Source organism: Desulfitobacterium chlororespirans DSM 11544, from assembly GCF_900143285.1.
In the GTDB taxonomy this organism is placed as follows: domain Bacteria; phylum Bacillota; class Desulfitobacteriia; order Desulfitobacteriales; family Desulfitobacteriaceae; genus Desulfitobacterium; species Desulfitobacterium chlororespirans.
Genome location: NZ_FRDN01000005.1, coordinates 354102 through 375536, shown reverse-complemented (window position 1 = coordinate 375536; position 21435 = coordinate 354102). Strand labels below are relative to the sequence as shown.

The following is a 21435-nucleotide window of genomic DNA, read 5'->3' as shown; positions in this document are numbered from 1 at the left end:
AAAGTACTGTCTTTCACACTCCCTTTCTTTGCTTAAAACACTATGCTATACTGATTAACTGAAATCATAAGAGCAACCAATGAATTAATAAAACTTCCGACAAATGAGGAGGATACTCATGCAGCATAAATTCTCAAGAACTGAGCTTCTTATCGGCAAATCCGCCTTGGCGAAGCTCAGCCAAAGCACAGTCATCATCTTCGGCATAGGCGGCGTAGGCTCCTATACCGCAGAAGCCTTAGCACGAGCCGGTGTGGGGCATTTAATCCTCGTGGACTACGACGAAATTTGCCTGACCAATATCAACCGTCAGCTTCATGCTCTCCATTCCACCATCGGTAAAGCAAAGGTTGATGTCATGAAAAACCGCATCTTGGATATTAACCCCAAAGCGAAGGTGGATGCCATTAAAGAATTCTTCTCCGCTGAGAATGCGGAAAGCTTTTTGGGCCAAAAGCCAGACTATGTGGTGGATGCTATCGATACCGTCTCCGGTAAGGTTGCCCTGGCTAAGGAATGCAGCCAACGCAATATCCCCTTGATTGCCAGCATGGGAGCCGGCAACCGCCTTTCTGCGGAAAATTACCGCATTACAGATTTATCCAAAACCAGCGGCGATCCTTTGGCCAAGGCCGTGCGGAAATTACTGCGCAAAGAAGGAATTACCAAGGGAATCAAAGTCGTCTATTCGCCCGATCTCCCCCTTACTCCTCTGGATACGGAAGCCGACTGCCGCTCCAACTGCATTTGCCCGGGGGGCGATGCCCATTGTGCCCTTAAACGGCAGATTCCCGGCAGCATTTCCTTTGTTCCTCCTGTATCAGGACTTCTCATGGCCGGGCAGGTTGTCAATGACCTAATTGCTGATTGCCCCCGGGAGGCCTGAAAAACTAAGAAGACCGAAAGCAAACAGCTTGGGTCTTCTTTATTTTTACTGATGGCTGTGATTTCCCTATGAAAAACTTATGAATTTCTTATGAATTCCATGCACAGTCCAGGTTGATTACTTTCCAACAGCTATTTTGTCCACTAAAATTAGACTATGTTGAAAAAGAGGTGAATCTTCATGCGAATTCTCTTAGTTGATGATGAAAAAAATATCAGCAATGTCCTTAAAGCGTATTTGCAACAAGAAGGGTTTCATGTGACCACAGCGGTCAATGGCCTCGTAGCCTTGACCTTATTTAAAGAGAACTCCTATGATCTCGTCCTTCTCGATCTTATGCTACCAGGTTTATCCGGTGAGGAAATCTGTCGAGAGATTCGTAAAATCTCGGCCACTCCCGTTATTATGCTCACAGCCAAGGTCGAGTTGGAGGATCGGCTTCAAGGCCTTAACTTGGGTGCCGATGACTATATCGGTAAACCTTTCAGTCCGCGGGAAGTGGTGGCCCGGATCAAAGCCGTGCTTAGGCGCACCCATATGGAGACCGCTCTCCTTGCCGACAGCATCACTTACGATAACGGTTTGACCATTGATAACGCACAGCACGAAGTCCGTTTACAGGAAGAGGTCATCTCCCTTACCCCCACTGAGTTCAAAATTCTTGGTGCTTTAGCCAAGTATCCAGGAAGAGTGTATTCCCGGGGGCAGTTGGTACAAATCGTCCAAGGCCATGATTTCGGCGGGGATGAACGGGTAATAGATGCCCATATCAAAAAATTACGCCAGAAACTTGAGAGAGTACCCAGCGAGCCTAAAATTATTCTGACGGTCTATGGAGTCGGCTATAAATTTAATGCCCACAAGGAGGAGTAACATCATGCGTAAACGCTTATTTCTCTCCTTCCTGGCCATTATTCTCCTGACCTTATTGCTCAGCATTCTGTCCGTTAACTTTGTCTTCCAAAAACATTTCAGTGATTATCTCGCCCGCTCCACAGAAGTGACTCTGGAACAATTGCCTGAGCGTTTAAGCAGCAGTTTCTTCAGCCATGGGTGCTGGAATTCCGATTCCCTATCTAACATCGCCCACTCTCTTCCTTTTGGAACCCATATCGTGATCAAAGAACCCTCTGGGGAGACCATCATGACCCTCATCAACCCCATGGAATCCATGCTGAAAAATGATCCCGGTCTATGGATGGACATGGGTTTAAACTACACCATTGAGGAATGGAAAAACAAGACCCTCATGATCTCCGGCCCCAATGGAGTCTTTGCTATTGCGGAAGTTCGCTATCCGGCCAGGGCCAAGGTTTTGACCCCTGCTGATCAGTCCTTCATTTCCGCTATCTATCAATCCTTGTTTCTGGCCGGAGCTTTAGCCTTGATCATTGGTATAATCCTGAGTTATTGGATCAGCCGGCGCTTGACTTCCCCTTTACAGGGACTGACAAAGGCCGTGCAGAGGGTGGGGGAAGGATTTTTGGACGAACAAGTCCCAGTTGCCACTAAGGATGAAGTCGGTCAATTGGCTACCGCCTTCAATGGGATGGCCGAAAACCTGAAAAAGCAGGAACGGCTCCGCAAGCAGTTCACTGCAGATATTGCTCACGAATTGCGCACTCCCTTAACCTCTATCCGCAGTTATATCGAAGCCTTCCAAGACGGAGTTCTTCCAGCCACCAAGGAAAACCTTGCCATTATCAATGAAGAAATTGAGCGGTTGACAAGGTTATCCAGCGATCTTAAAGATCTCAATGTCGCAGAGATGGGAGCCTTGTGCCCTTATCTGACTCAAGTCAATCTTTCCGCACTCATCGATAAAACAGTGAATATGCTCTCCCCTCTTATCCAGGAAAAAGGAATTTCTTTAGCATGGGGCAAACCTGAATCAATTTTTATTGAAGGGGATGAATACCTGCTAACCCGCCTGTTCTACAATCTTCTTCACAATGCTTATAAATTTACGGAAAGTGCGGGCAAAATTGAGGTTCAAATGGAGCTTCGCCATCAGGATGTCCTGATCACCATTTCTGACTCCGGAATCGGTATTCCTGAAGGGGATCTTCCCTTTATTTTCGAACGGTTCTATCGCTCAGAAAAATCCCGTTCTCGGGAAACTGGCGGTACAGGCATCGGCCTCGCCTTAGCTCAACAGATCGCTCATCTTCATCAAGGGACACTTACGGTCGAAAGCTGCCCAGGTAAAGGCAGCCAGTTCATGCTCATACTTCCACTAATCATTCAAGAAAAACCCACCCCCGTCTAAAACAGAAATTTTCTCTGCCGCAAGGGTTCCAGAGGGTTTAATTCACATGATCTTCAACAAAATTCACACGATATTCATGATTATCCTCTATGATGTTGTTATGGTATTGCCCATTTAAAAATCAACTATTGTAGGGAGGAATCGAAATGATAAAAAAACTCGCTTTAGGAGTCATTACCGCAGCCCTGTTGATTGTCGGAACTACTGCCGTATTTGCGGAAACCAATAGTTCAGCGCAACCTGCTCAGACCCAAGGCTGCTACGGGCCACAATGCGGAGCGTCACCCTGCGGTCCTATCAATAACAGCTACTAATCCTACATCTGCGGCCACTTTCTGACTTACGCAATCGCTAAAGGTTGATTATGTAAAAATTGTAGCAGCCATGGTAGTTTTGAAAATTAAAATAACCATGCTATAATTTTTATAATTAGAGAGGAGTGGTGCTTTTTGAAATGTCCAGTCTGTGATGCAGAACTGACCATGTCCGAAAGACAAGGTATAGAGATTGATTACTGCCCTAAGTGCCGGGGTGTATGGTTAGACCGAGGTGAGTTGGATAAAATCATTGAAAGAAGCAATTCTTTTGCCAATCCCGTAAACCCGGTCCCTGCCTCAAGTACTGCTCCTAATCCCGGACAGCAATACAGCGGACAAACTTATGAGCAGCCTTATGGACAGCCTCAGCACAACCCTAATTATTCTAATCAGGATTACTATTACAAAAAGAAACGGCGTAAATCTTTCCTTGAAGAGTTATTTGACTAAACAGAGGACGTGTGAAATCTTGAATTTTCTCACGGCCCATAAACTTAGAGACACTAACCTATTAAAGATGGCACGACCACCCTACACTAGGGTAGCTGCCATTTTTCTCATATTATGAGCTATACAATCACCTGCCTTAACCCCGCAGACCTCAATCCGGAATCTTGGCGTTTATGGATTCTTCATAGCCTTTAGGGGCTCAATTGTGCCCAATCTTTCTATAATAACTTCATTTACTAAATGTTTGGATTAGAGTAAAATTAACTAAACATTTTCCAAGCTTTGAAAGTCAGGAAAACTTTGCTCGTTGGAGGAGAGATTGTATCATGGATACTATCAAAGCAATAGAGTTAAGAAAAAGTGTGCGGAGCTATCTGTCCAAACCTGTAGAAACAGAAATTATAACCCAACTTGTGAGAGCCGGCAATAGTGCACCTAAAGTGGGGATCTTCCATACTTCAGTCATTGAGAATCCTGAAATATTAAAAGAAATTAACGAAGAAGCCTTAGTACAATACAAAAACTCCGGCGACAAGCTTCTGATGGGGCGGGCAGCACTGGAAGGGTACCAGCCCCTATACGGCGCTCCTGTCTTCTTCCTCTTTTCTGCTCCTTTTGCCAACCCTTTGAAAGAAGCCACCACCTCCTGTGCCGCAACTTGTATTACCATAGCGGCAACGGCACTGGGACTGGGTTCTTGTTATATTCATTCTGCCTTACAGGGTATCAGGGGAAATTCAAAACTCATGGAAAAAATCGGTATCCCCTTTGGCTTAACTCCTATCTGCGGAGTCGTGGTAGGCCATTCTGCCGAAGATTCCTTGCCCCCTCACCGTTCCATCACAGAAAATGTGAATTATTGCCGGTAAAAAAGCGCCTGCCCCGTGAATTAGTTGGGACAGACGCATAGTTATAGTTTCGAATTGTATTGGGATAAATTCAAGTTATTAACCCGCTTGATTTATGGTGTTCTTTATTGCCGCTCTATGCCCGGCATCAACCGGGAAAAGATGTCTCAAGAACCCTTTGTTTAAGATGGGGAATTTATCCACCAGTTTATGCATAAAGAAACGATCTACACCAATTGCCCCCGAAGCAGCTGCAAAATATAAAATAAATAAGAACCCTATAACCATTTGGGGATTAGAAGATACTGTACCCGAAAGTAAAAAGGAAAAATTCATAGTTAGGGCAAAAAATGCTGCTAAGGTGGTAAAACAGCCAAGAATAAGACCCAGACCGATCATTACTTCACCGGTTTTAACCGCAACAGCCATGATATCTGCATTAGGTAAGAACACATGGCTGATCAGCCAGCCCCAAGTGTCGGTTACATTTGCTTTCCCGGTTTTACCCGCAGCTGCCATAGCTTCCGCCGTCTGAGCCAAGCCTCCTTTTAAGAATCCACCGACTGAGTCTCCGTTAAAACCGGTTTGGAACTTACCAATGCCGGCATTAAGGAAGTAGTAACCAAAGTAGAGACGAATCAATAGGGCAATAACGGACTTGATTGGATTTTTCATCTAAAACCCTCCTGCAAAATTATAATTAAGATCAGTGCTTTTTTGATCTGAGGTTAGGCCTCCTCTCCCCGCCTCAGTAACACTTATATCTGCATCAAGATTACATTGCAAATATCATGCCAATACTAAAAAGGCTTATCTTGGCTATGCTATTCAGAATTAACAGTTAACTAATTAACACTGCCCAGTTAACAGTGTTAACTCAGACCCTATTCACTTTACTTTTATACCTATCCTGTGCTGAAGAGACAGTTGTTAACACTGAGGGCAAAAAGCAAAATTGCCCATAAGACTGCCATGAGGATTACCTTAAACAGATTAGGGAGAACGATTATGCGTGATGAACTATTTGAATCCTTTCCTTTTGGGATAATCCGTATAGACTCCACCAACAAAATACAGCGGATGAATCATTATGCCAAACAACTGACTCATGCCCTGGATCAAGAATCTTTAGAGACCCTTCTCAGTTTAAAACCGAAGAATGATATTACCACATGGTCTGTAGCCAATCATCAGATTGCTCTAAATGTCGAACTCTTTATGGTAAGCGGTGACTCCAACCGCCTGCTTCTGCTTGGGTTGGAACCAAATTTTACATCCGCACTCCCTCCCCAGTTTGAACGAGCGCTCGAAGATCTGACCACAGATCCGGAAGAGATCGTATTGCGCATTGTAAATATGATCAGCGAGGCAACTTCTTTTGAGCGTTTTGATTTGGTACGGGTGAATCCCCAGCTTCGCAAATACAGCTATGCTTACTCCATTGGTTTGGGAATAGAGGGCAGTATCTACGCCCCTTATTCTCAAATCCGTAAGACCGGTTTAGGCTGGATTTTAGAAACGGAAGCTCCCCAACTGAGCTCCTCTCTTCAGCCGGAAGGTTTCTCTTTCAGCGAAGATCCCATGCTCTATCGGACAGGATTTCGTTCCGCCCTGAGAGTTCCTATACTCTTTGGTCACGAGGTAATCGGTGCCATCTTATTGGGCGGCACCAAAGCCTTGCAATTTGAGATAGAAGATGCCTATTTGATTAACCAGATTTCCCGGCACTTCAGTCAGGCCTTTTATCATTCCGGAATAATCCAGGAACGCTCTTATCAGGCTATGGCTACATCGGCTTTTCTGCACAGCATCGCAGAAAACCTTAAAGATGATCACATCCTTGATTTTCTCAATGACTATTGCATTCAATTGCAGATCGCCACTCAACTGGAAAGCATCTATCTTTGTCTCCTTGATCAGACTCATCAACAGCAAAAACTCCTCATTAGCGCAGGCAGAAAATTCCCCCAGAAAAATGAGTGGAAACCTTTGGACAAGGAAATCGCCGCGATGCTTCAAGCAAAGAGTATTGTCTGCTATAGCTTAGTCCACACCTCAATCCAAAATACGGACGAACTTTTGAACCAAGGATTTACCTCTACCCTTTACGCTCCCATCGAACATCGGGAAACCATTGTCGCCGCGCTGGTGGCCGCCGCTATGGACGAAAAAGCTTCTTCCCCCCATATGTCCGGATTATTCAAAGTAGCTACAGAGCAACTTAGCTCTGTAGTAGCCCGCCTCCAAGACGCGTCCGGTGCTGCCCCTGAACCAAACTCTTCTCGGCAATCCCTTAAACCAACAAGAAAAGATCGTCTACAAGATCAAGAAACTTCCGGATTTTCACGAATTATCGGCAGCTCTAAAATCATGCAGGACACAATCCAGAACGCTGCCCGAGCTGCTCAATATGACTTCCCCATATTAATTACCGGTGAAACAGGAACCGGGAAAGAGCTGCTGGCGAAAGCGATTCATCAATCAAGTCAAGTTGCTCAAGGCCCTTTTATTGTCGTTAATTCGGCAGCTATACCGGCTAATCTTTTAGAATCCGAGCTTTTCGGTTATCAGGAGGGTGCCTTTAGCGGCGGAGTGAAAGGCGGCAAGCCCGGAAAAATCCTGCTGGCCAATCGAGGAACTTTGTTTCTGGATGAGATTGGTGAGCTTTCTCCGGAACTGCAAGCAAAACTCTTAAGAGTTATCCAGGAACAAGAGATAGAACCTTTAGGCGCTATCAAACCCATTCCGATTAAGGTCCGCATTCTCTCCGCAACCCATCGCGACCTTAGTTCGATGGTTGAGCAGGGAGAATTCCGGGAGGATCTACTCTATCGACTTAATTCTATTGAGATCAAAATCCCTCCCTTACGGGAGAGGGGGCAGGATATTCTGGAATTAGCCGAGCATATGCTTCAGTTCCTTGCTCAAAGTCATGATACTCCGGAAAAAACCCTTTCCCCTGGCGCTCAAGACCTCTTCCTCAAATACACTTGGCCGGGCAATATCCGTCAACTCCAAAATATTATCAACCGGCTTTACGTTTTTGCCGAAGGTTCCACTATTCATGCCCAGGATCTGCCTCCCGACCTTCGGGTGGCTGAGACGGACAAGGGACATTCCGAGAAAGAGGAAATCGCAGGCTTACTTGCAGAGTTTGGCGGAAACAAAACCGCTCTGGCACAATATCTGGGGATTACCCGTACCGGTCTTTGGAAAAAGCTTAAACGTCTAGGGCTTCAATAATATGAAGGGTGGAATTTTAAATTCCACCCTTCATATTATTGAAGCCCTTCTCTGTCTGTCATATTCCCGCGCCAGGAAGCTTATACTCAAGAAATCATCTCACCCGTGGGAAAAAGTCTCCATTCTCCGTCCGCCATAAAGCTTAGCGGACAAATCTTCTTTGCCAATAATGCCGCAGGCATCAGCCCGGCAATGTTGGCAGTGACGAAATTGCTTTAGATAAACTTCTCCGTCACTACGGGCTTTATTGATTTGTTCACAGGTGGGGGCCGGAATATCCTTCAGCTCATGCTGAGGTATAAGAGGGATGATATTATGCACTGTTGCCCCTGCCTTCTTTACCGTACGGGCAATATCTCCAATGCAGTGATCATTGATTGTGGGAATGAGTACTGTATTGACCTTAACTACAATCCCTCTTTGACTTGCTTGCTGAATCCCGCGCAACTGGTGAGCAAGCAATATCCGCCCTGCTTCTTCACCTCTGTAAACTTTCCCTTCCCAAAGGATATGAGAGACCACCTTGGATGCGCTCCAAGGGTCTACTGCATTGACTGTTACCGTTACAGTGCGGACTCCCAAATCATACAGAAGATCCGCTTTGCCGGGGAGAGCTAATCCATTGGTGCTTAAGCATTTAATTAAGTGGGGGTACGCCTTGTGAACCTGCTGAAAAGCTTCGACTGCATGAAAAGAGGCCAGGGCGTCCCCAGGTCCGGCAATCCCCACTACCGTAATTTCCGGACACAGTTCCAAGGCTTTGCCCACTATATCCACCGCTTCTTCTATAGGAAGAATGCCTTTGGCAACTCCGGGGCGCAATTCCTTACTATTGCAGTCCCGCCGGCAAAACCGGCACTGGATATTGCAGGCGGGACTGATCGGCAGATGAAGTCTGCCCTTTTTTCCATGGACCGCTCCGTTGAAGCAGGGATGATCAGAGATGTTAGGAGTTCGCAAATGATTCTCCATCTGAGTTTCTATCAGCTGCTCTATTTGATTGATAATCTGCCTTCGCAAAGGTCTTACACCTTGAGCCTCAACTTCCATAGCCATTTCAGCCATGGCACCCCTCTTCTGGGGTCGAATACCATTTTTATAATTAATGCTTATGATGAGCCCTCCTCTCCTTTTGCTTTTTCAGATAGGAGATATACCCTGCCAAGATATCTTCAATAAAACCGGTCATCTCCAAGACCTGGACATTGTGCCTTTGCAGCGCTGTCTTAGCGTAAGAACCTACTTTGACCGCAAAGAGAACCTGGCAGTCAGAAAGCAAGGAGATACTATTTGCAAAAGTCTTGTCATCATGCTCACCGAAACGGCAGGGAGGACTGTTTTCACGACGTTCTGCGAAGTTCCAGGCACAGGACTCCTCATTAATTTCCACGATATAAAAGCAGGGACTATGCCCAAAATGCTGACTTACGAATTTCCCATCCTTAGAGGCAAAGGCTGCCAACATAAGCACCTCCCCTTTCGTTCAGAGATAATATTCCGTTACCTCTTCATCGGCAAAATGCAGGAGCTTGAGGATTTGATTGCGATAGTCTACAAATTCAGAGGCTCCCCGATTGCGGGGATGGTACATATCCAATTTTAACTCTTTCATGATGCGTCCCGGCCGGGGCGACATCACAATAATTCGATTGGAAAGATAGATAGCTTCGTCCACATCGTGGGTAATGAGGATCATGGTGGTACCACGCTGCTTCCAAAGATTGATCAGCTCATCCTGGATATTCATGCGGGTAAAAGCATCCAGGGCACCCAAGGGTTCATCCAGAAGCAGAACATCCGGTTGATTGGCCAGTGCCCTAATCAGAGAAACCCGCTGGCTCATGCCTCCGGAAAGCTGATGGGGGTAAGATTTATGAAACTCCTCCAGCCCAATGAGTTGGAGCAATTTTGAAATGCTTTCTTTTTTCTCCTTATATTTCCCCTCTGCTTTCAGCCCAAAAGCAACATTATCCCAGACATTGAGCCAGGGGAAAAGCGTTGGATCCTGAAAAACCAACCCTCGCCTGGCACTGGGTTCCTCTATCCTTTCGCCATCACAAAAAGCTCCTCCATGAGTGGGCGTCTCCAACCCGGCGATGATTCGCAAAAGGGTGGATTTACCGCAGCCGCTGGCCCCCACGATGGACACAAATTCTCCCGGCTGAATATCTATACTCACATCATTTAAGGCAGTCAGGGTCGTGGCCAGATCATTGCGGGCGAAGATTTTCGTAACATTTTTGATTTGGATATATCCTTTTCCTCCGCTCATTGGATCGTCCCTTCCTGCCAGCGCAATACTCGTTTTTTCACTTGGGTCAGCACAATGTTTACTACGGTAAAGGTCAGGCAAATAACAATAACCGCCGCATACATCTTGCCAAACTCTGCCCAGCCCTTTTGCCAGTTGATATACCACCCCAAGCCTGACTCCACGCCCATCATCTCCGCAACCATAAGTGTAGTGCAGGCTACACTCATGCCCTGGGTTAACCCTTGAAAGATATTCGGCATAGCGGCAGGAAGGGCAACTTTAAAAACAAGCCGTCTCTGCCGTGCACCCAGGGTTCTGGCGACTTCAAAATAGGATTTGCGCACATTCACAACTCCTGTCAGAGTGGCTATGGTCACCGGATACCAGACCCCTAAAGCAATGAGAAACACACTTCCTTTAAACAATGAAGACGCTATGATTAGAACAATAGGCAGCCAGGTGGTGGAAGGAATCGGGCCTAAAATCTTAATGATCGGCATAACCCAATAATGAACTTTTTTCGACCATCCGGCAGTCACGCCGGTGATGAGGCCAACAATGCCTCCAAAAAAGTATCCCGTAAACAGCAGAATGAGCGAATTTCTGATGCAATCCAACAGCAGCACCCGGTCCTCAATGATGGCATTGAGAATCTTATCCGGCCAGGGAAAGTAAGGAAGGGGCAATTTTCCGGTTTTAAGGGTCAGGTAATCAAATATAATCAGCAAAATAAAAACCGCGCTATAAAAAGGAGCTTGAGCCCTTAAGCTTTCATGAACTTTTTGGGAGAAGAAAGACCCAATGAACCGTCCCAGCAGCAGGAGCACAAAGAATCCCACAAACAGCGGATAAACCGCTGTTGTGGTATTGAATTTATAGTTGGGCAGGAAATAATATTGCAGAAAGAGAATTACGGCCACGGCTACAGGTGCACCACTGATAATATAATCTAAAGTTCGCTGCCATTCAGTCTTGGGGCGTTTTTCCAATTCCGCCAGCTGGTCGCTGGTCAACGGCGGTGTGGTGCTCATGATAATTTCCCCTTTCGCCCATTAATTCTTCAGATCTTCCAGCTCAAACCGATGCCAGACTTGTTTCTTAAAGGTTTCAGCATCAAGATTCTGATCGATGACACCCAGGGCCTTATATTCGTCGATAGAATCATAGATTGATTTTTCCGTGCCATCGTTGGTGACGTTATAATTATAGAGCTTGAGCAAATCCACGGCATAATCAACACTGCCACTGATATGCTTATTATCCAGGAGAATCTGAGCTGTTTCTTCCTTATTTTCCTCTACCCACAGACTGGCCTTGTAAATTGCTCTGGTAATTTTTTCGGCAGTTACAGGATTCTCACGGATAAAATCTCCTGAGATACCCAGTACGCAGCAGGTTTCATTCTTAAAATCTTCATCCAGGGTAGTGGAACGAATTCTTTTCACCAGTCCTTCCTGGACCCATTTCTCAGCTAGTTGATCCGCAAGAACGGCTATAGAAGCTTCGCCTTTCTGCAATACCTGAAGAGCCTGTTCGGCAGGGAAGTCCTTCCAAGTAAAATCTCCTGGAACGTACCCATCATGGGCAATCAAACGATAGGCAATGTTATGATAGATACCGCCGATACCGCCATTAATGGCCACAACCTTTCCTTTGGCATCCGCGAAGGAATTGATGGGCGAATCAGCCAGGGCAATGGCCGAGGCGCAACCGGTGTGCAGGCCTACCGTAAATACCAGATCCACTCCGCTGGTGATGGGTTTAAGCCAGCCGGCAACCATGCCTGCCGAGGTATCAATTTTCCTGCCCACAATAGCGTCACGGGTATCTTCGGCACGGGTCAGCTCCGTATTAAGCCCTTCAGCCTTGAAAAAACCTTTTTCTTGAGCAATGGCGATGGGCGCCTGGCACAGCCCGCCATTGTACCCAATATGAATCACCCGGTTGGCAGCCGGCTCCGCTTGATAGGCTGCCTCATATTGCTCCGGAGTCAGATTGGCGGATTCTCCAGGCTGCAGCTGTTCTGTTCCGACTTGGCTGCTTTGGGCCGGAACCCCTTGGTTCGAAGCGCAGCCTGTAAGGCTCCCTGCCAGCAACGCTCCTGCAAGAAGCACTGCGGTTAATCGGAATACCAAGTCTCTTTGCGGTTTTCTCATACTCATCTTCTCCTTCTCATCATCGATCTTTCCTGGCTCATCCTTTGATGTAACTGAAAGGATCCTTTTCATACCATTCCTTTTTATAAGGAAGGTTCACATGTTGGGCCAAACGCCTGGGCAAGGAAGTATTCTCAAAGGCAAAAGCGATCCGTTTGACCAGGGAAAACAGCCCTCTGTATCCAAAGTAGGCCCGATCCACATCGAATAACTGAATGGCCGGTACCCCCATCTTCGCTACCCAACCCTGGGTGCCGTTGTGGGCAATCACCAAATCCGGCTGATACCGGGCGATTTGATTGGCCAGTTCAAATAGTTGGTTGCTTACCGACACGTGAACTTCGGGCAACTCATCAGCCAAGGAGCCATAAACAGGCTCTGCACCGTTATCATAGTGATAGGCTCTCACACCGATGACTTCCAGGCCCAGGTCCTTGAGAACTTTTGCTTCTTCGGCTACGCGGACGACCCCGCCGCTGATCAATACACGCTTGCCCTTTAGGACCGGCAGGAAGGGCTGAAGGGCTTCGTTCACCTGCTTTTCCTCTTGGTCTGCCAGCCGATTAGCCTTCTCTGCCAAGCCGAAATGCTCTGCCACCGCAAGGAGCCATTTTCGCACCGCTTTCGTACCGATAGGCATTCCTTGGATTACATAGGGCAGACCGTATTTATCCTTCAAATAAGCAAGCAGATAATCGTCATGAACATTGCACATGCTGATATTCAACGCAGCCTGAGACATTTTACGGTACTCAGCCAAGGAACTGTATTCTGTGTAAACCTGTACATTAAGGTTCAAAGCCTTTAACAAACGCACCAGTTCTTCCTCATCGGCAGGGCCGATGGAGGTGGCGTTAAACAAATTGACCGTGCGGTTTTTCCGGTAAGCAAATTGTTGAATGGCCAACTCATATCCGGGCTCATTTTCCTTAAGGGGAATAAAATCTTGCCCGGGAAGTGGTTCTAAAGGAAGATGCTTAAGCAGTCCGTGATAAAAGGAGTCATAAGCCGTTGCCACCACACGGGTTCGAAAGCCCGGGCAATGAATGGAGACCAGATGAGCAGCAACTCCTTTCTGGGTTTGACGAACTACTTCTTCCACATCATCACCGATGATGCTTGGGGTGCAGGTGGATACTACAAAAATGATCTCAGGACGGAAAGTTTTATCCGCATATTCGACAGTTTCTCTAAGCTTCTTTTCCCCGCCGCCGATGACGTCTGACTCCTGCAAATTGGTTGTCAGCCAGACCAGAGCCTGCGGCTTCTTTCCCCGCTTCGCTTTGCCTTTATTGGCTGCGGGCCCAAGACTATGCAGTGTGCTCCCGCACCCTACCGGGCCATGCATAATGATGACTGAATTCTCCACCGTTGCAGCCATCATCAGGGACAACTGCATCTGGCAGGCACCGGCTTGCCAAAACTTCCTGTTTTTTTGCAGTATGCATCCCGATTGGGCGCAGTCCAACAGTTCTTTCCCGCAACCGCTGAAGCTGTCCCCTATGGTCAGACGCTGTTCCCGGGTGGGGGGGATATTTTGTTCATAATAGCTCATTTTTGACCTCCTACTTCGGGGCGACAAGGACATCGATCAGATCTTCAAATAAGTGCAGCCCGCCCCGGTATCCTGAATACCCCCGGTCCACAATGATGCGGTTGTATACGGGGAAGCTGACGCTTAAGTAATTGAGACCCCGGCCGACTGCCAACTCCTTCTCCAATGAACTGCCTAATAGGTAAAGAGGAGCATAGGCATCAAAGTAACGCTGTCCCTGGTCTTGAGGATGCCTTTGCCTGAGAGTCACACCGATGCGGCTGGTGTCGCTTTCAAATATCAACTCACCCAGTAAATTCTTCGCCTGAAATGCCTCCCTGAGTATTTCTTTTTGTCCGTCATGAAGAAGATCGGTTATGAAAATATCTTTGGGTACCCACCCCAATTCCCTTTCTAAAAACTCTGCATAGGGGATGGCATAGTTGGAGTTGGTGATTATGGCTGCATAAAATTTGTAGTCAGCATCGGTAAAAATATCCACAGCCCGTTGGAAATAGCCATAATACTCTTTGTTTTCCTGGGCAATAACCTCTTCAACCCTTTGCGGTTCTATCTCCAGCTTTTCAGCAACCTCCCTCAGAAAATGGTCAGTGGCTTCAGGGCCGATGGGCAAATCAGTAATCCAGTAGGGTGTTCCATGTGTTTGCTCAAAGTTCTTCACAAACTCCACTCCCCACACATGGGAAAACAGAATATTTAAAGTGGCTGACGGAGCACTGGTAAGGTTGGCGAAGGTCTGATCAGGAGTAAAGAAGGTATTAGCCTCCAGTCCTAGCTTTTCCAAAAGCCGTTTTATTTCACTTAGATCTCCCCGAAAAAACGGGTCGTAAGAGGGCACCAAACCAAAAAGATTGACCAGTTTAGGTTTTTTAGGGTTAGACCTGGACAAATACTTATTAAAAATACCTTCCAGGGTGATGGAATAGCCCGCATAGGCATCTCCCTTAAAACTGGGAGTGCTGATGGCGATGACAGGCTTTCTCTCGCCGGCAAATTCACTGACAACACCCTGCACGTCATCCCCGATCATCTCGGTTATGCAGCCGGTAGCTACGACGAATAAGTCGGCATCAATAAGGTCCAGCGTGGATTGAATTTCCTCATGCAGACGGTCACTGCCGCCAAAGACAATTTCCGTCTCGGTCACGGCACTGGTAGGCGCACTTTGACCACTGGCATAGCTGGAACCGCAGTATCCGGCTCCAAAAGCCGCGGCACCGCTGAGATTGCCTCCGCAACCGAGGGCGCTGTGAATTATGGGCACCACTCTGGGCAGAGCGCTCATGGTGGCCAGAGCCCCTCCCAGTGCGCAGGATGTTCGCGGTCTTTCGATAAAGATTGCCATGGTTTTCCTCCCCTAAAGTCTTAATTAGAAATAGCTGTTCAGGCCGCTCAGGGTGGTTCAGGTTGATTAAACTGAGGATAAAGGCGGGCTAAATACCTGCGGCATTTCCTCCGACAACCACTCCCCTTTCCAAGGCCAACAATTGATCTGACCAGCTTGTCGCCCACTCTTGCAGTTCTTTTATTTCCAAGGGAGCGGGAACCTTTGAGCTTTTATGCTCCACAATCTTTTCGGCCAGACGAGTATATACTTTCGCTTGTTCGGATTCAGGAGCAGCTTCAATCGTGGTCTTTCCCTGCAACTCACTTTGGGTTACTGTAATGGAGCGAGGAATATATTCCACCACCTGGGTCTGAGTCCGTTCAACAAAATCATCGACAATGGCTTTAGCATAGGCTTGGTTGATGGAATTAGCAATGACGCCCCCCAACAACGCTCCACCTGAATTGGAATATTTCTTGATCCCTTTAAAGAGATTATTGGAGGCATAAATGCTCATAAAATCTGACGAGGAAACCGTAAACACATGTTCAGCGATCCCTTCTCGAATCGGAATTGCAAACCCTCCGCAAACCACATCCCCTAATACGTCATAAATGACAAAATCCAAATCCAGGCTTTCAAAGACTTTTTGCTGCTTAAACAGTTCCACCGCTGTGATGATCCCCCGTCCTGCGCAGCCAACCCCTGGAGCCGGGCCTCCTGCCTCCACGCAATAGATTCCATTGAAGCCCTCAAAGATCACTTCGGATGCTTTCACCACACTTTTTTCCCTCAGAGTGTCCAGCACCGTAGGGATGTACCTTCCTCCCCGCAGAGTATTCGTGGAATCGCTCTTAGGATCGCAGCCAAACTGCATCACCTTATATCCGAGCTTTGACAAAGCTGCACTTAGATTTGATGTGGTGGTGGATTTGCCAATCCCTCCCTTACCATAAATTGCAATCTGTGTGATTTTCTTTCCCATAACACCCTCCGCAAAAATTAATTCTGTCTACTCCACACACTTCCGACGTGATCATAAACTAAAGATCTTTTACTCAAAAGAAAAGGAGATCAAGTAGATAACCTTAAGGCAAGGTCCTGCTTAATCTCCAGTTTACTGGTCAATTAACTATCAAGTTGTCAACTAGGCTGTTCCTTTTCTGTTAACTTGGTTTTTTAACCTGAATTTCTCATTTTTATCAATCTGGATGACAATACCATCTTGAACAATTATCGTGACAGAACCATGTTTCATTGAGTCAATAATTTCTAATAGTGTTACTACCCATGAAGGATTAACTTGGCTGACGGCGGGTTGGACTTTTTCGCTCTCTTTAATCCTCAACACCTCCTGACAAGGGTACTTGATCAAGGCATTCCTGAATACGCCGCCTGAAACTATCTATGCTGTATACGCAGGTTTTCCCGCAATTTGCTTAACTATAGAGGAAATTCCAATTCCCCTGGAAAAAAGCACTTCTTTATCGCATTTTTTTGCTGCTTTTTTGGTATCCCACATACTGGCATGTGAACAAGCTCCTAGAATTACGATTACCAAATCTACGTCTTTAATTAATTTCTCTAAATTCCTTTTATTATGTTTCTTCGGAATGCCATCATAAAAGTGAATTTCGACCCGGCCTGTTTTTCCCAGAAGCTTACCATACGTTTCTTGATTATGATTTTGCCCACCTACGATAGCAATCCTCATTTTAATCCCTCTCTTTCCACTAGATGATAACACTTTTCAATACTTACTTATCCAATCAATTTACTACGTTTTGTATTAAAAAAAGAGAGCTGCAAACTTTATACCATTCTTTAATTTATCTATGCAAAAATTATATGTTTTTATTCTATTATTATTCCTATAGGATTTATAAATATATCTTAAGGGGTATTCTATTCTACAACAGATCTTTTGTCAATAGGAATTTCATCAAATTTTCTTCCTTTACATTCCCGGATTCTTTTATGTTCTTTCAATCTGGCATAAAAGTGCTTTCAACACCGGGAACCCGGAGATTGGATCGCGATTATAGAAATCAGTCAAATTATTGGCATTGGCATGGCGCCAGGGTTCCGCCTGGATCGGCCCTCCCCCGCCCACATTAAGTTCTACCACTCCCTGGGGAATGTCTTCCGTTACGGCAGCATAAAACTCCACACTTCCCCGTTCCGTACGAATGACAACCTTATCGCCATTCCGGACACCACGAAGGGAAGCATCTTCCGGATTAATAATGACCTGAGGTTTTTCTTGAAGTTTGAGCAAACCAGGGATATTCAAATGCTGGGAACGGAAAGTAGATTGAATTCTCGCTCCGGTATTCAAAATCAAAGGATATTTCTTATACAAATCCGGGTTGCCGAACTTCCCTTCTGCGGGTTCTGAGTATACCGGCAAGCCGTCGTATCCATATTGGAGCAGTATGCCGGCATTGATTTCTACTTTGCCGGAGGGGGTATTAAATCCTGCTTGACCATCAGCCCGCAACAACCCTTTCGCGTATTTTTGATACTGCGGTTCCGGTCGAGGTAAGAGAATTCCATCTTCTGCTTCCTGTAATCTCTCCAATACTTCAGGATTTTCAGCAAAAGCTTGCTTTAAAAACTCATCATCACATTGAGGAAACAGCTCGCCATATCCTAACCGTTCAGCCAAAGCCGCCAAGATTGCCAAGTCGCTTTTTGCTTCACCCACTGGTTCAATCACTGGTCGTCTTAAACGCAGATAACCTGGATAACGCTGATAAGATGTGTTTTCAAAATAGGTTGTAGCCGGCAGCACTACGTCTGCGAATTGAGCATCCCGGGTGAGAAAACGATCTATTACCACCAAGAAATCCAAGCTTTCAAAGGTCTCTTCCCATATTTGGGTTTGGGGATAGGAGGTCAAAATAGATGCACCTATATTGATCAGCCCTTTGATTTGGTAGGGTTTACCTTCTAAGACTGCTTTGGGGAATTCCATAAATTGAGCACTTTCCGTAAGTTCATAGAACAGTGGGTATTCTGCCGCACCAATCGGAGCTATACCTTCAGGTTTATAGGCAAGTAATCTTTGGTTCCCTGGCCGCGAAGCCTGATTGATGACTAACCCACCGGGCACATCGATATTTCCGGTAATGGCCCAAAGAAGATAGACAGCTCGAATGGATTGTACTCCCCCATTGGAATACTCCAACCCGGTATACGTCCTTAAAGTCGTATGCTTCGTTGTTGCAATCAGACGGGCCAATTGAATGACTTGTTCAGCTGGAACTCCAGTAATCTTCTCTACTTCAGCAGGGGAAAATTCTTTCACATATTCCCTTAGCTCGGCAAAGCCTATAGTCCAGCTCTCCACAAATTCTTTGTCATATAATTCTTCTTCAATCACCAAATTGAGAAGGCCTAAAGCTAACGCGCCATCCGTCCCGGGGCGAACAGCTATCCACTGATCCGCTCTTTTGGCAATATCGCTGCGCATATGGTCAATGGCAATAATCCGTATTCCTTTCTGCTTCGCTTTTAGAATCCGGTCAAACATAAAGGGCGGGGAATCCGTAGCAGGATTTGCTCCCCAGACAACAATCAGCTTGCTGTTCTCAATATCCGGTTCTAAAGCGGGTCCCAGCAGCCCAAAATTCGCCTTAGGCGCCAATACACCGAAAGAGGTGAAACATAAGGAGCTTACACTAGCCACATTAGGAGAGCCAAAAGGCCAAAGAAATCTGGAGGTCATGGTTTCCCCACCACCGGTGAACTCTGCAAAAGACTGTTCAAAGGTTCCCCTTCCGCTATGACTGGCTACCGCTTGAGGGCCATATTTCTCCTTAATTGCCAGGAGCCTCTCAGCCACATAATTCAGAGCTTCATCCCAGGTGGTTTCCCTAAATTGACCGTTTCCCCGTTTTCCTGTACGAATCAGCGGTTTTTTCAAACGATTAGGTGAGTGAACCACTTCAGGTGCATGTTTTCCCCGAATGCATAAGGCTCCAAAAGGCCCCCCCTTTAAAGGGAAGATCTCCACTAATTCACCATTCTTAACTCCAACCTCTACAGCGCACCCTCCCGGGCAAATCCCGCAAATTGTCTTCTGAGTTACCTTAGCACTCATTTTCATCCCACCTACTCTTTCTTACTTTGTTAAACATAAAGTGATTCCGCCTGCCTTAATGACTCTAATTCCTGCCTTAACAATGACTGTATCAATTATCCGTTTGAGTCCTCCATTCATGGTTTTCATGGTTATATAATAAAGACCCCATAACATCAGTATTTCACTAATGTCATAGGGCCTTTAGTTGACTAATCAGCCATCCAGTTAAGGAGATTTCAATATATATCCAACTAAACCTATTTAATTACTTTTATTTATAAAGCAATTTTAATCTAACACTATTAAAATGTCAATGCTTTCTTTCTATAATATCCTGCCCCTGCCGCCACTAACTCCTGAAATATTTTTTGACTGCTCTTATCCTTCATCATCACTTCAGGATGCCATTGCACTCCTATGCAGAAATACGCGTCAACTTTCTCAATCCCTTCGATGATGCCATCGGGAGCGACAGCACTGATCACAAATCCTTGGGGAGCCTCGGAAACTGCCTGGTGATGAACACTGTTTACCGCGATTCGCTCTTCACCAAGGAAGGTCCTTAATCGGGATTCCTTGAGAGTTATTTCATGCCAAGGGAAGTCCCGGGGGGCTTTCATCTTATGCTCCATAGATCCTGGGCATTGGCTGATAATATCCTGAAAAATCTTTCCGCCTGCGGCTACAGCCAGCACTTGAACCCCTTTGCATATCCCTAAGAGAGGAAGGTTCACTTCCAGAGCCTTTTGGGTCAGGAGAATCTCACTGAAATCCCGATCCGGCATACAGTCCCCGATTCCCCGCAGCGGATCTTCCCCCAGCAAAACAGGGGAGATATCCCCTCCACCCGTAAGGATAAGTCCATCCATAAGGGCAATGACTTCCTCGGCATCTTCAGCGGCAGCGACTGGGGGTAATAGTATGGGCTGCCCTCCCGCTTGCTTAACCGCTTCCACATAGCGGGCCCGCGGATAGGATTTTAACTCCTCATTACAATGAGCAGCAGTTATACCAATGACAGGTTTGCGCTTCATTATGTATCTCCTCTCCATACATTTCTCTACACCGGCTTATAGAGTATGATTATTGGGCTGCGCAGAGCCTCTTCCCTAAACATACTATTCAACGCTCTGCATTAAGTGATGAAGAATAAAAACAGCATTAGTCGTTCCGACCAACGCTGCCGCTGTGTTTATCTTAATTTATATTCACTTCATGTATTATACTCATTAAATATCAGTCAGTCCTAAACTGATTTCAATCGCTTGATCCACCCTCAACATCACTTCTTCATCAAGAACGGCGACCTTCTCCTTGAGGCGGCTTTTGTCAATCGTTCGGATCTGTTCGGTCAAAATGACCGAATCCCTTTCCAAACCACTGCGCTTGGCCCGCACCTCCACATGAGTCGGCAGCTTTGCTTTGGCAATCTGAGATGTAATCGCAGCTATAATAGTCGTCGGACTAAACTGATTTCCGATATCATTTTGGATCACCAACACAGGACGGGTACCGCCTTGCTCGGATCCGACGACGGGGTTAAGTTCAGCATAGTAGATTTCCCCGCGTTTTATAATCATCTCTGACACTCCACATTAGAATCTTCATAAACCACCTGGACCTCTTCCTCAGCAAGGAACAGCTCTCTGGCAATGGCTAAGTTCAATTGAGCCATTTCCTCATAACCTTTACGCATCTGTTCGCGGATTCCCCGTTTCCGGCGTTCATGAAGAACACTGTTGATTGCTTCACGTATAAATTCGCTACGATTTCTATTCTCAAGCGTAACGACATCATCCACTTCCGCGAGCAAATTCTCCGGCAAACTAATCATTATCCGCTTACTCTCTGCCACACCAGCACCCCCAAGTCATTTAGCCACAGCTATACTTCATTATAGACAATAACCCTAAAAAGTGTCAACGAAGTATGACGTTGAGATAAGCTAAAAAACCTTCAAATCAGCCTTATTTGCCATGTAAATTTTGGCATCACTTTGTTTTCCCCATTAATTAGCTTATTTTTCGGGATTATATCTATTAT

22 protein-coding genes are annotated in these 21435 nt (G+C 46.2%); 7 read left to right on the top strand and 15 right to left on the bottom strand.

All coding sequences use genetic code 11. The features are described from left to right. The first annotated feature begins 118 nt into the window (after positions 1–118). The 6 genes from BUA14_RS07645 to BUA14_RS07625 all read left to right on the top strand — a co-directional run bounded on the left by BUA14_RS07645 (position 119) and on the right by BUA14_RS07625 (position 4791). Positions 119–886, top strand: coding sequence for a tRNA threonylcarbamoyladenosine dehydratase (locus BUA14_RS07645; RefSeq protein ID WP_072772050.1), 768 nt, complete (start codon positions 119–121; stop codon positions 884–886). Between the two features lie 180 nt (positions 887–1066). Further along, on the top strand, positions 1067–1759 hold the full coding sequence (locus BUA14_RS07640) for a response regulator transcription factor (RefSeq protein WP_072772049.1): 693 nt from the start codon (positions 1067–1069) through the stop codon (positions 1757–1759). A gap of 4 nt (positions 1760–1763) precedes the next feature. Then, positions 1764–3155 carry a sensor histidine kinase gene (locus tag BUA14_RS07635; RefSeq protein ID WP_072772048.1) on the top strand — a complete coding sequence of 464 codons (1392 nt, stop codon included), beginning with the start codon at positions 1764–1766 and terminating at the stop codon, positions 3153–3155. A 146-nt stretch (positions 3156–3301) separates the two neighbouring features. Further along, positions 3302–3469, top strand: a complete 168-nt coding sequence (locus BUA14_RS27835) for a hypothetical protein (protein WP_178371648.1) — start codon at positions 3302–3304, stop codon at positions 3467–3469. 135 nt (positions 3470–3604) lie between these two features. After that, positions 3605–3922 carry a TFIIB-type zinc ribbon-containing protein gene (locus BUA14_RS07630; RefSeq protein ID WP_072772047.1) on the top strand — a complete coding sequence of 106 codons (318 nt, stop codon included), beginning with the start codon at positions 3605–3607 and terminating at the stop codon, positions 3920–3922. A gap of 326 nt (positions 3923–4248) precedes the next feature. Continuing rightward, entirely contained in the window at positions 4249–4791 is a 543-nt protein-coding gene (locus tag BUA14_RS07625) for a nitroreductase family protein (RefSeq protein ID WP_072772046.1), read from the top strand. 78 nt (positions 4792–4869) lie between these two features. Here the strand turns inward: BUA14_RS07625 and BUA14_RS07620 are convergent, their stop codons facing one another. Continuing rightward, on the bottom strand, positions 4870–5445 hold the full coding sequence (locus tag BUA14_RS07620) for a DoxX family protein (protein ID WP_072772045.1): 576 nt from the start codon (positions 5443–5445) through the stop codon (positions 4870–4872). A 333-nt stretch (positions 5446–5778) separates the two neighbouring features. On the opposite strand from BUA14_RS07620, the gene BUA14_RS07615 reads away from it, so the two are divergent. Continuing rightward, positions 5779–8013 carry a sigma-54-dependent Fis family transcriptional regulator gene (locus BUA14_RS07615; RefSeq protein WP_072772044.1) on the top strand — a complete coding sequence of 745 codons (2235 nt, stop codon included), beginning with the start codon at positions 5779–5781 and terminating at the stop codon, positions 8011–8013. A gap of 99 nt (positions 8014–8112) precedes the next feature. On the opposite strand, the gene BUA14_RS07610 is transcribed toward BUA14_RS07615, so the two are convergent. The 14 genes from BUA14_RS07610 to BUA14_RS07545 form a co-directional block, all read right to left on the bottom strand. Continuing rightward, on the bottom strand, positions 8113–9078 hold the full coding sequence (locus BUA14_RS07610; RefSeq protein WP_084078489.1) for a radical SAM protein: 966 nt from the start codon (positions 9076–9078) through the stop codon (positions 8113–8115). 37 nt (positions 9079–9115) lie between these two features. After that, a complete protein-coding gene (locus tag BUA14_RS07605; protein WP_072772043.1) occupies positions 9116–9478 on the bottom strand; it encodes a NifB/NifX family molybdenum-iron cluster-binding protein in 363 nt (120 codons plus the stop codon). Between the two features lie 18 nt (positions 9479–9496). Then, on the bottom strand, positions 9497–10285 hold the full coding sequence (locus BUA14_RS07600; RefSeq protein ID WP_072772042.1) for an ABC transporter ATP-binding protein: 789 nt from the start codon (positions 10283–10285) through the stop codon (positions 9497–9499). Beyond that, positions 10282–11298 (bottom strand): ABC transporter permease, encoded by a 1017-nt coding sequence (locus BUA14_RS07595; RefSeq protein ID WP_072772041.1) that lies wholly within the window; start codon positions 11296–11298, stop codon positions 10282–10284. Before BUA14_RS07595 ends, BUA14_RS07600 begins: the two co-directional genes overlap by 4 nt. A gap of 21 nt (positions 11299–11319) precedes the next feature. Further along, positions 11320–12423, bottom strand: coding sequence for an ABC transporter substrate-binding protein (locus BUA14_RS07590; protein ID WP_072772162.1), 1104 nt, complete (start codon positions 12421–12423; stop codon positions 11320–11322). Positions 12424–12460: 37 nt separating this feature from the next. Continuing rightward, positions 12461–13978 (bottom strand): nitrogenase component 1, encoded by a 1518-nt coding sequence (locus BUA14_RS07585; RefSeq protein ID WP_072772040.1) that lies wholly within the window; start codon positions 13976–13978, stop codon positions 12461–12463. A 10-nt stretch (positions 13979–13988) separates the two neighbouring features. After that, the gene (locus tag BUA14_RS07580) at positions 13989–15323 is read right to left on the bottom strand and encodes a nitrogenase component 1 (protein WP_072772039.1); all 1335 of its coding nucleotides are present in this window, start codon (positions 15321–15323) and stop codon (positions 13989–13991) included. An 88-nt stretch (positions 15324–15411) separates the two neighbouring features. After that, entirely contained in the window at positions 15412–16290 is an 879-nt protein-coding gene (gene nifH / locus BUA14_RS07575; protein ID WP_072772038.1) for a nitrogenase iron protein, read from the bottom strand. A 162-nt stretch (positions 16291–16452) separates the two neighbouring features. After that, on the bottom strand, positions 16453–16653 hold the full coding sequence (locus tag BUA14_RS07570; protein ID WP_011461520.1) for a YezD family protein: 201 nt from the start codon (positions 16651–16653) through the stop codon (positions 16453–16455). A 57-nt stretch (positions 16654–16710) separates the two neighbouring features. Continuing rightward, the gene (locus BUA14_RS07565) at positions 16711–17019 is read right to left on the bottom strand and encodes a DUF2325 domain-containing protein (RefSeq protein WP_072772037.1); all 309 of its coding nucleotides are present in this window, start codon (positions 17017–17019) and stop codon (positions 16711–16713) included. Between the two features lie 261 nt (positions 17020–17280). Beyond that, on the bottom strand, positions 17281–19410 hold the full coding sequence (locus tag BUA14_RS07560; RefSeq protein ID WP_242954587.1) for a molybdopterin-containing oxidoreductase family protein: 2130 nt from the start codon (positions 19408–19410) through the stop codon (positions 17281–17283). Positions 19411–19694: 284 nt separating this feature from the next. Continuing rightward, positions 19695–20426, bottom strand: coding sequence for a gamma-glutamyl-gamma-aminobutyrate hydrolase family protein (locus BUA14_RS07555; RefSeq protein WP_072772035.1), 732 nt, complete (start codon positions 20424–20426; stop codon positions 19695–19697). 195 nt (positions 20427–20621) lie between these two features. Continuing rightward, positions 20622–20972, bottom strand: a complete 351-nt coding sequence (locus tag BUA14_RS07550; RefSeq protein ID WP_005817423.1) for a type II toxin-antitoxin system PemK/MazF family toxin — start codon at positions 20970–20972, stop codon at positions 20622–20624. Beyond that, on the bottom strand, positions 20969–21247 hold the full coding sequence (locus BUA14_RS07545; protein ID WP_011461523.1) for a CopG family ribbon-helix-helix protein: 279 nt from the start codon (positions 21245–21247) through the stop codon (positions 20969–20971). Before BUA14_RS07545 ends, BUA14_RS07550 begins: the two co-directional genes overlap by 4 nt. Positions 21248–21435 lie beyond the last annotated feature (188 nt).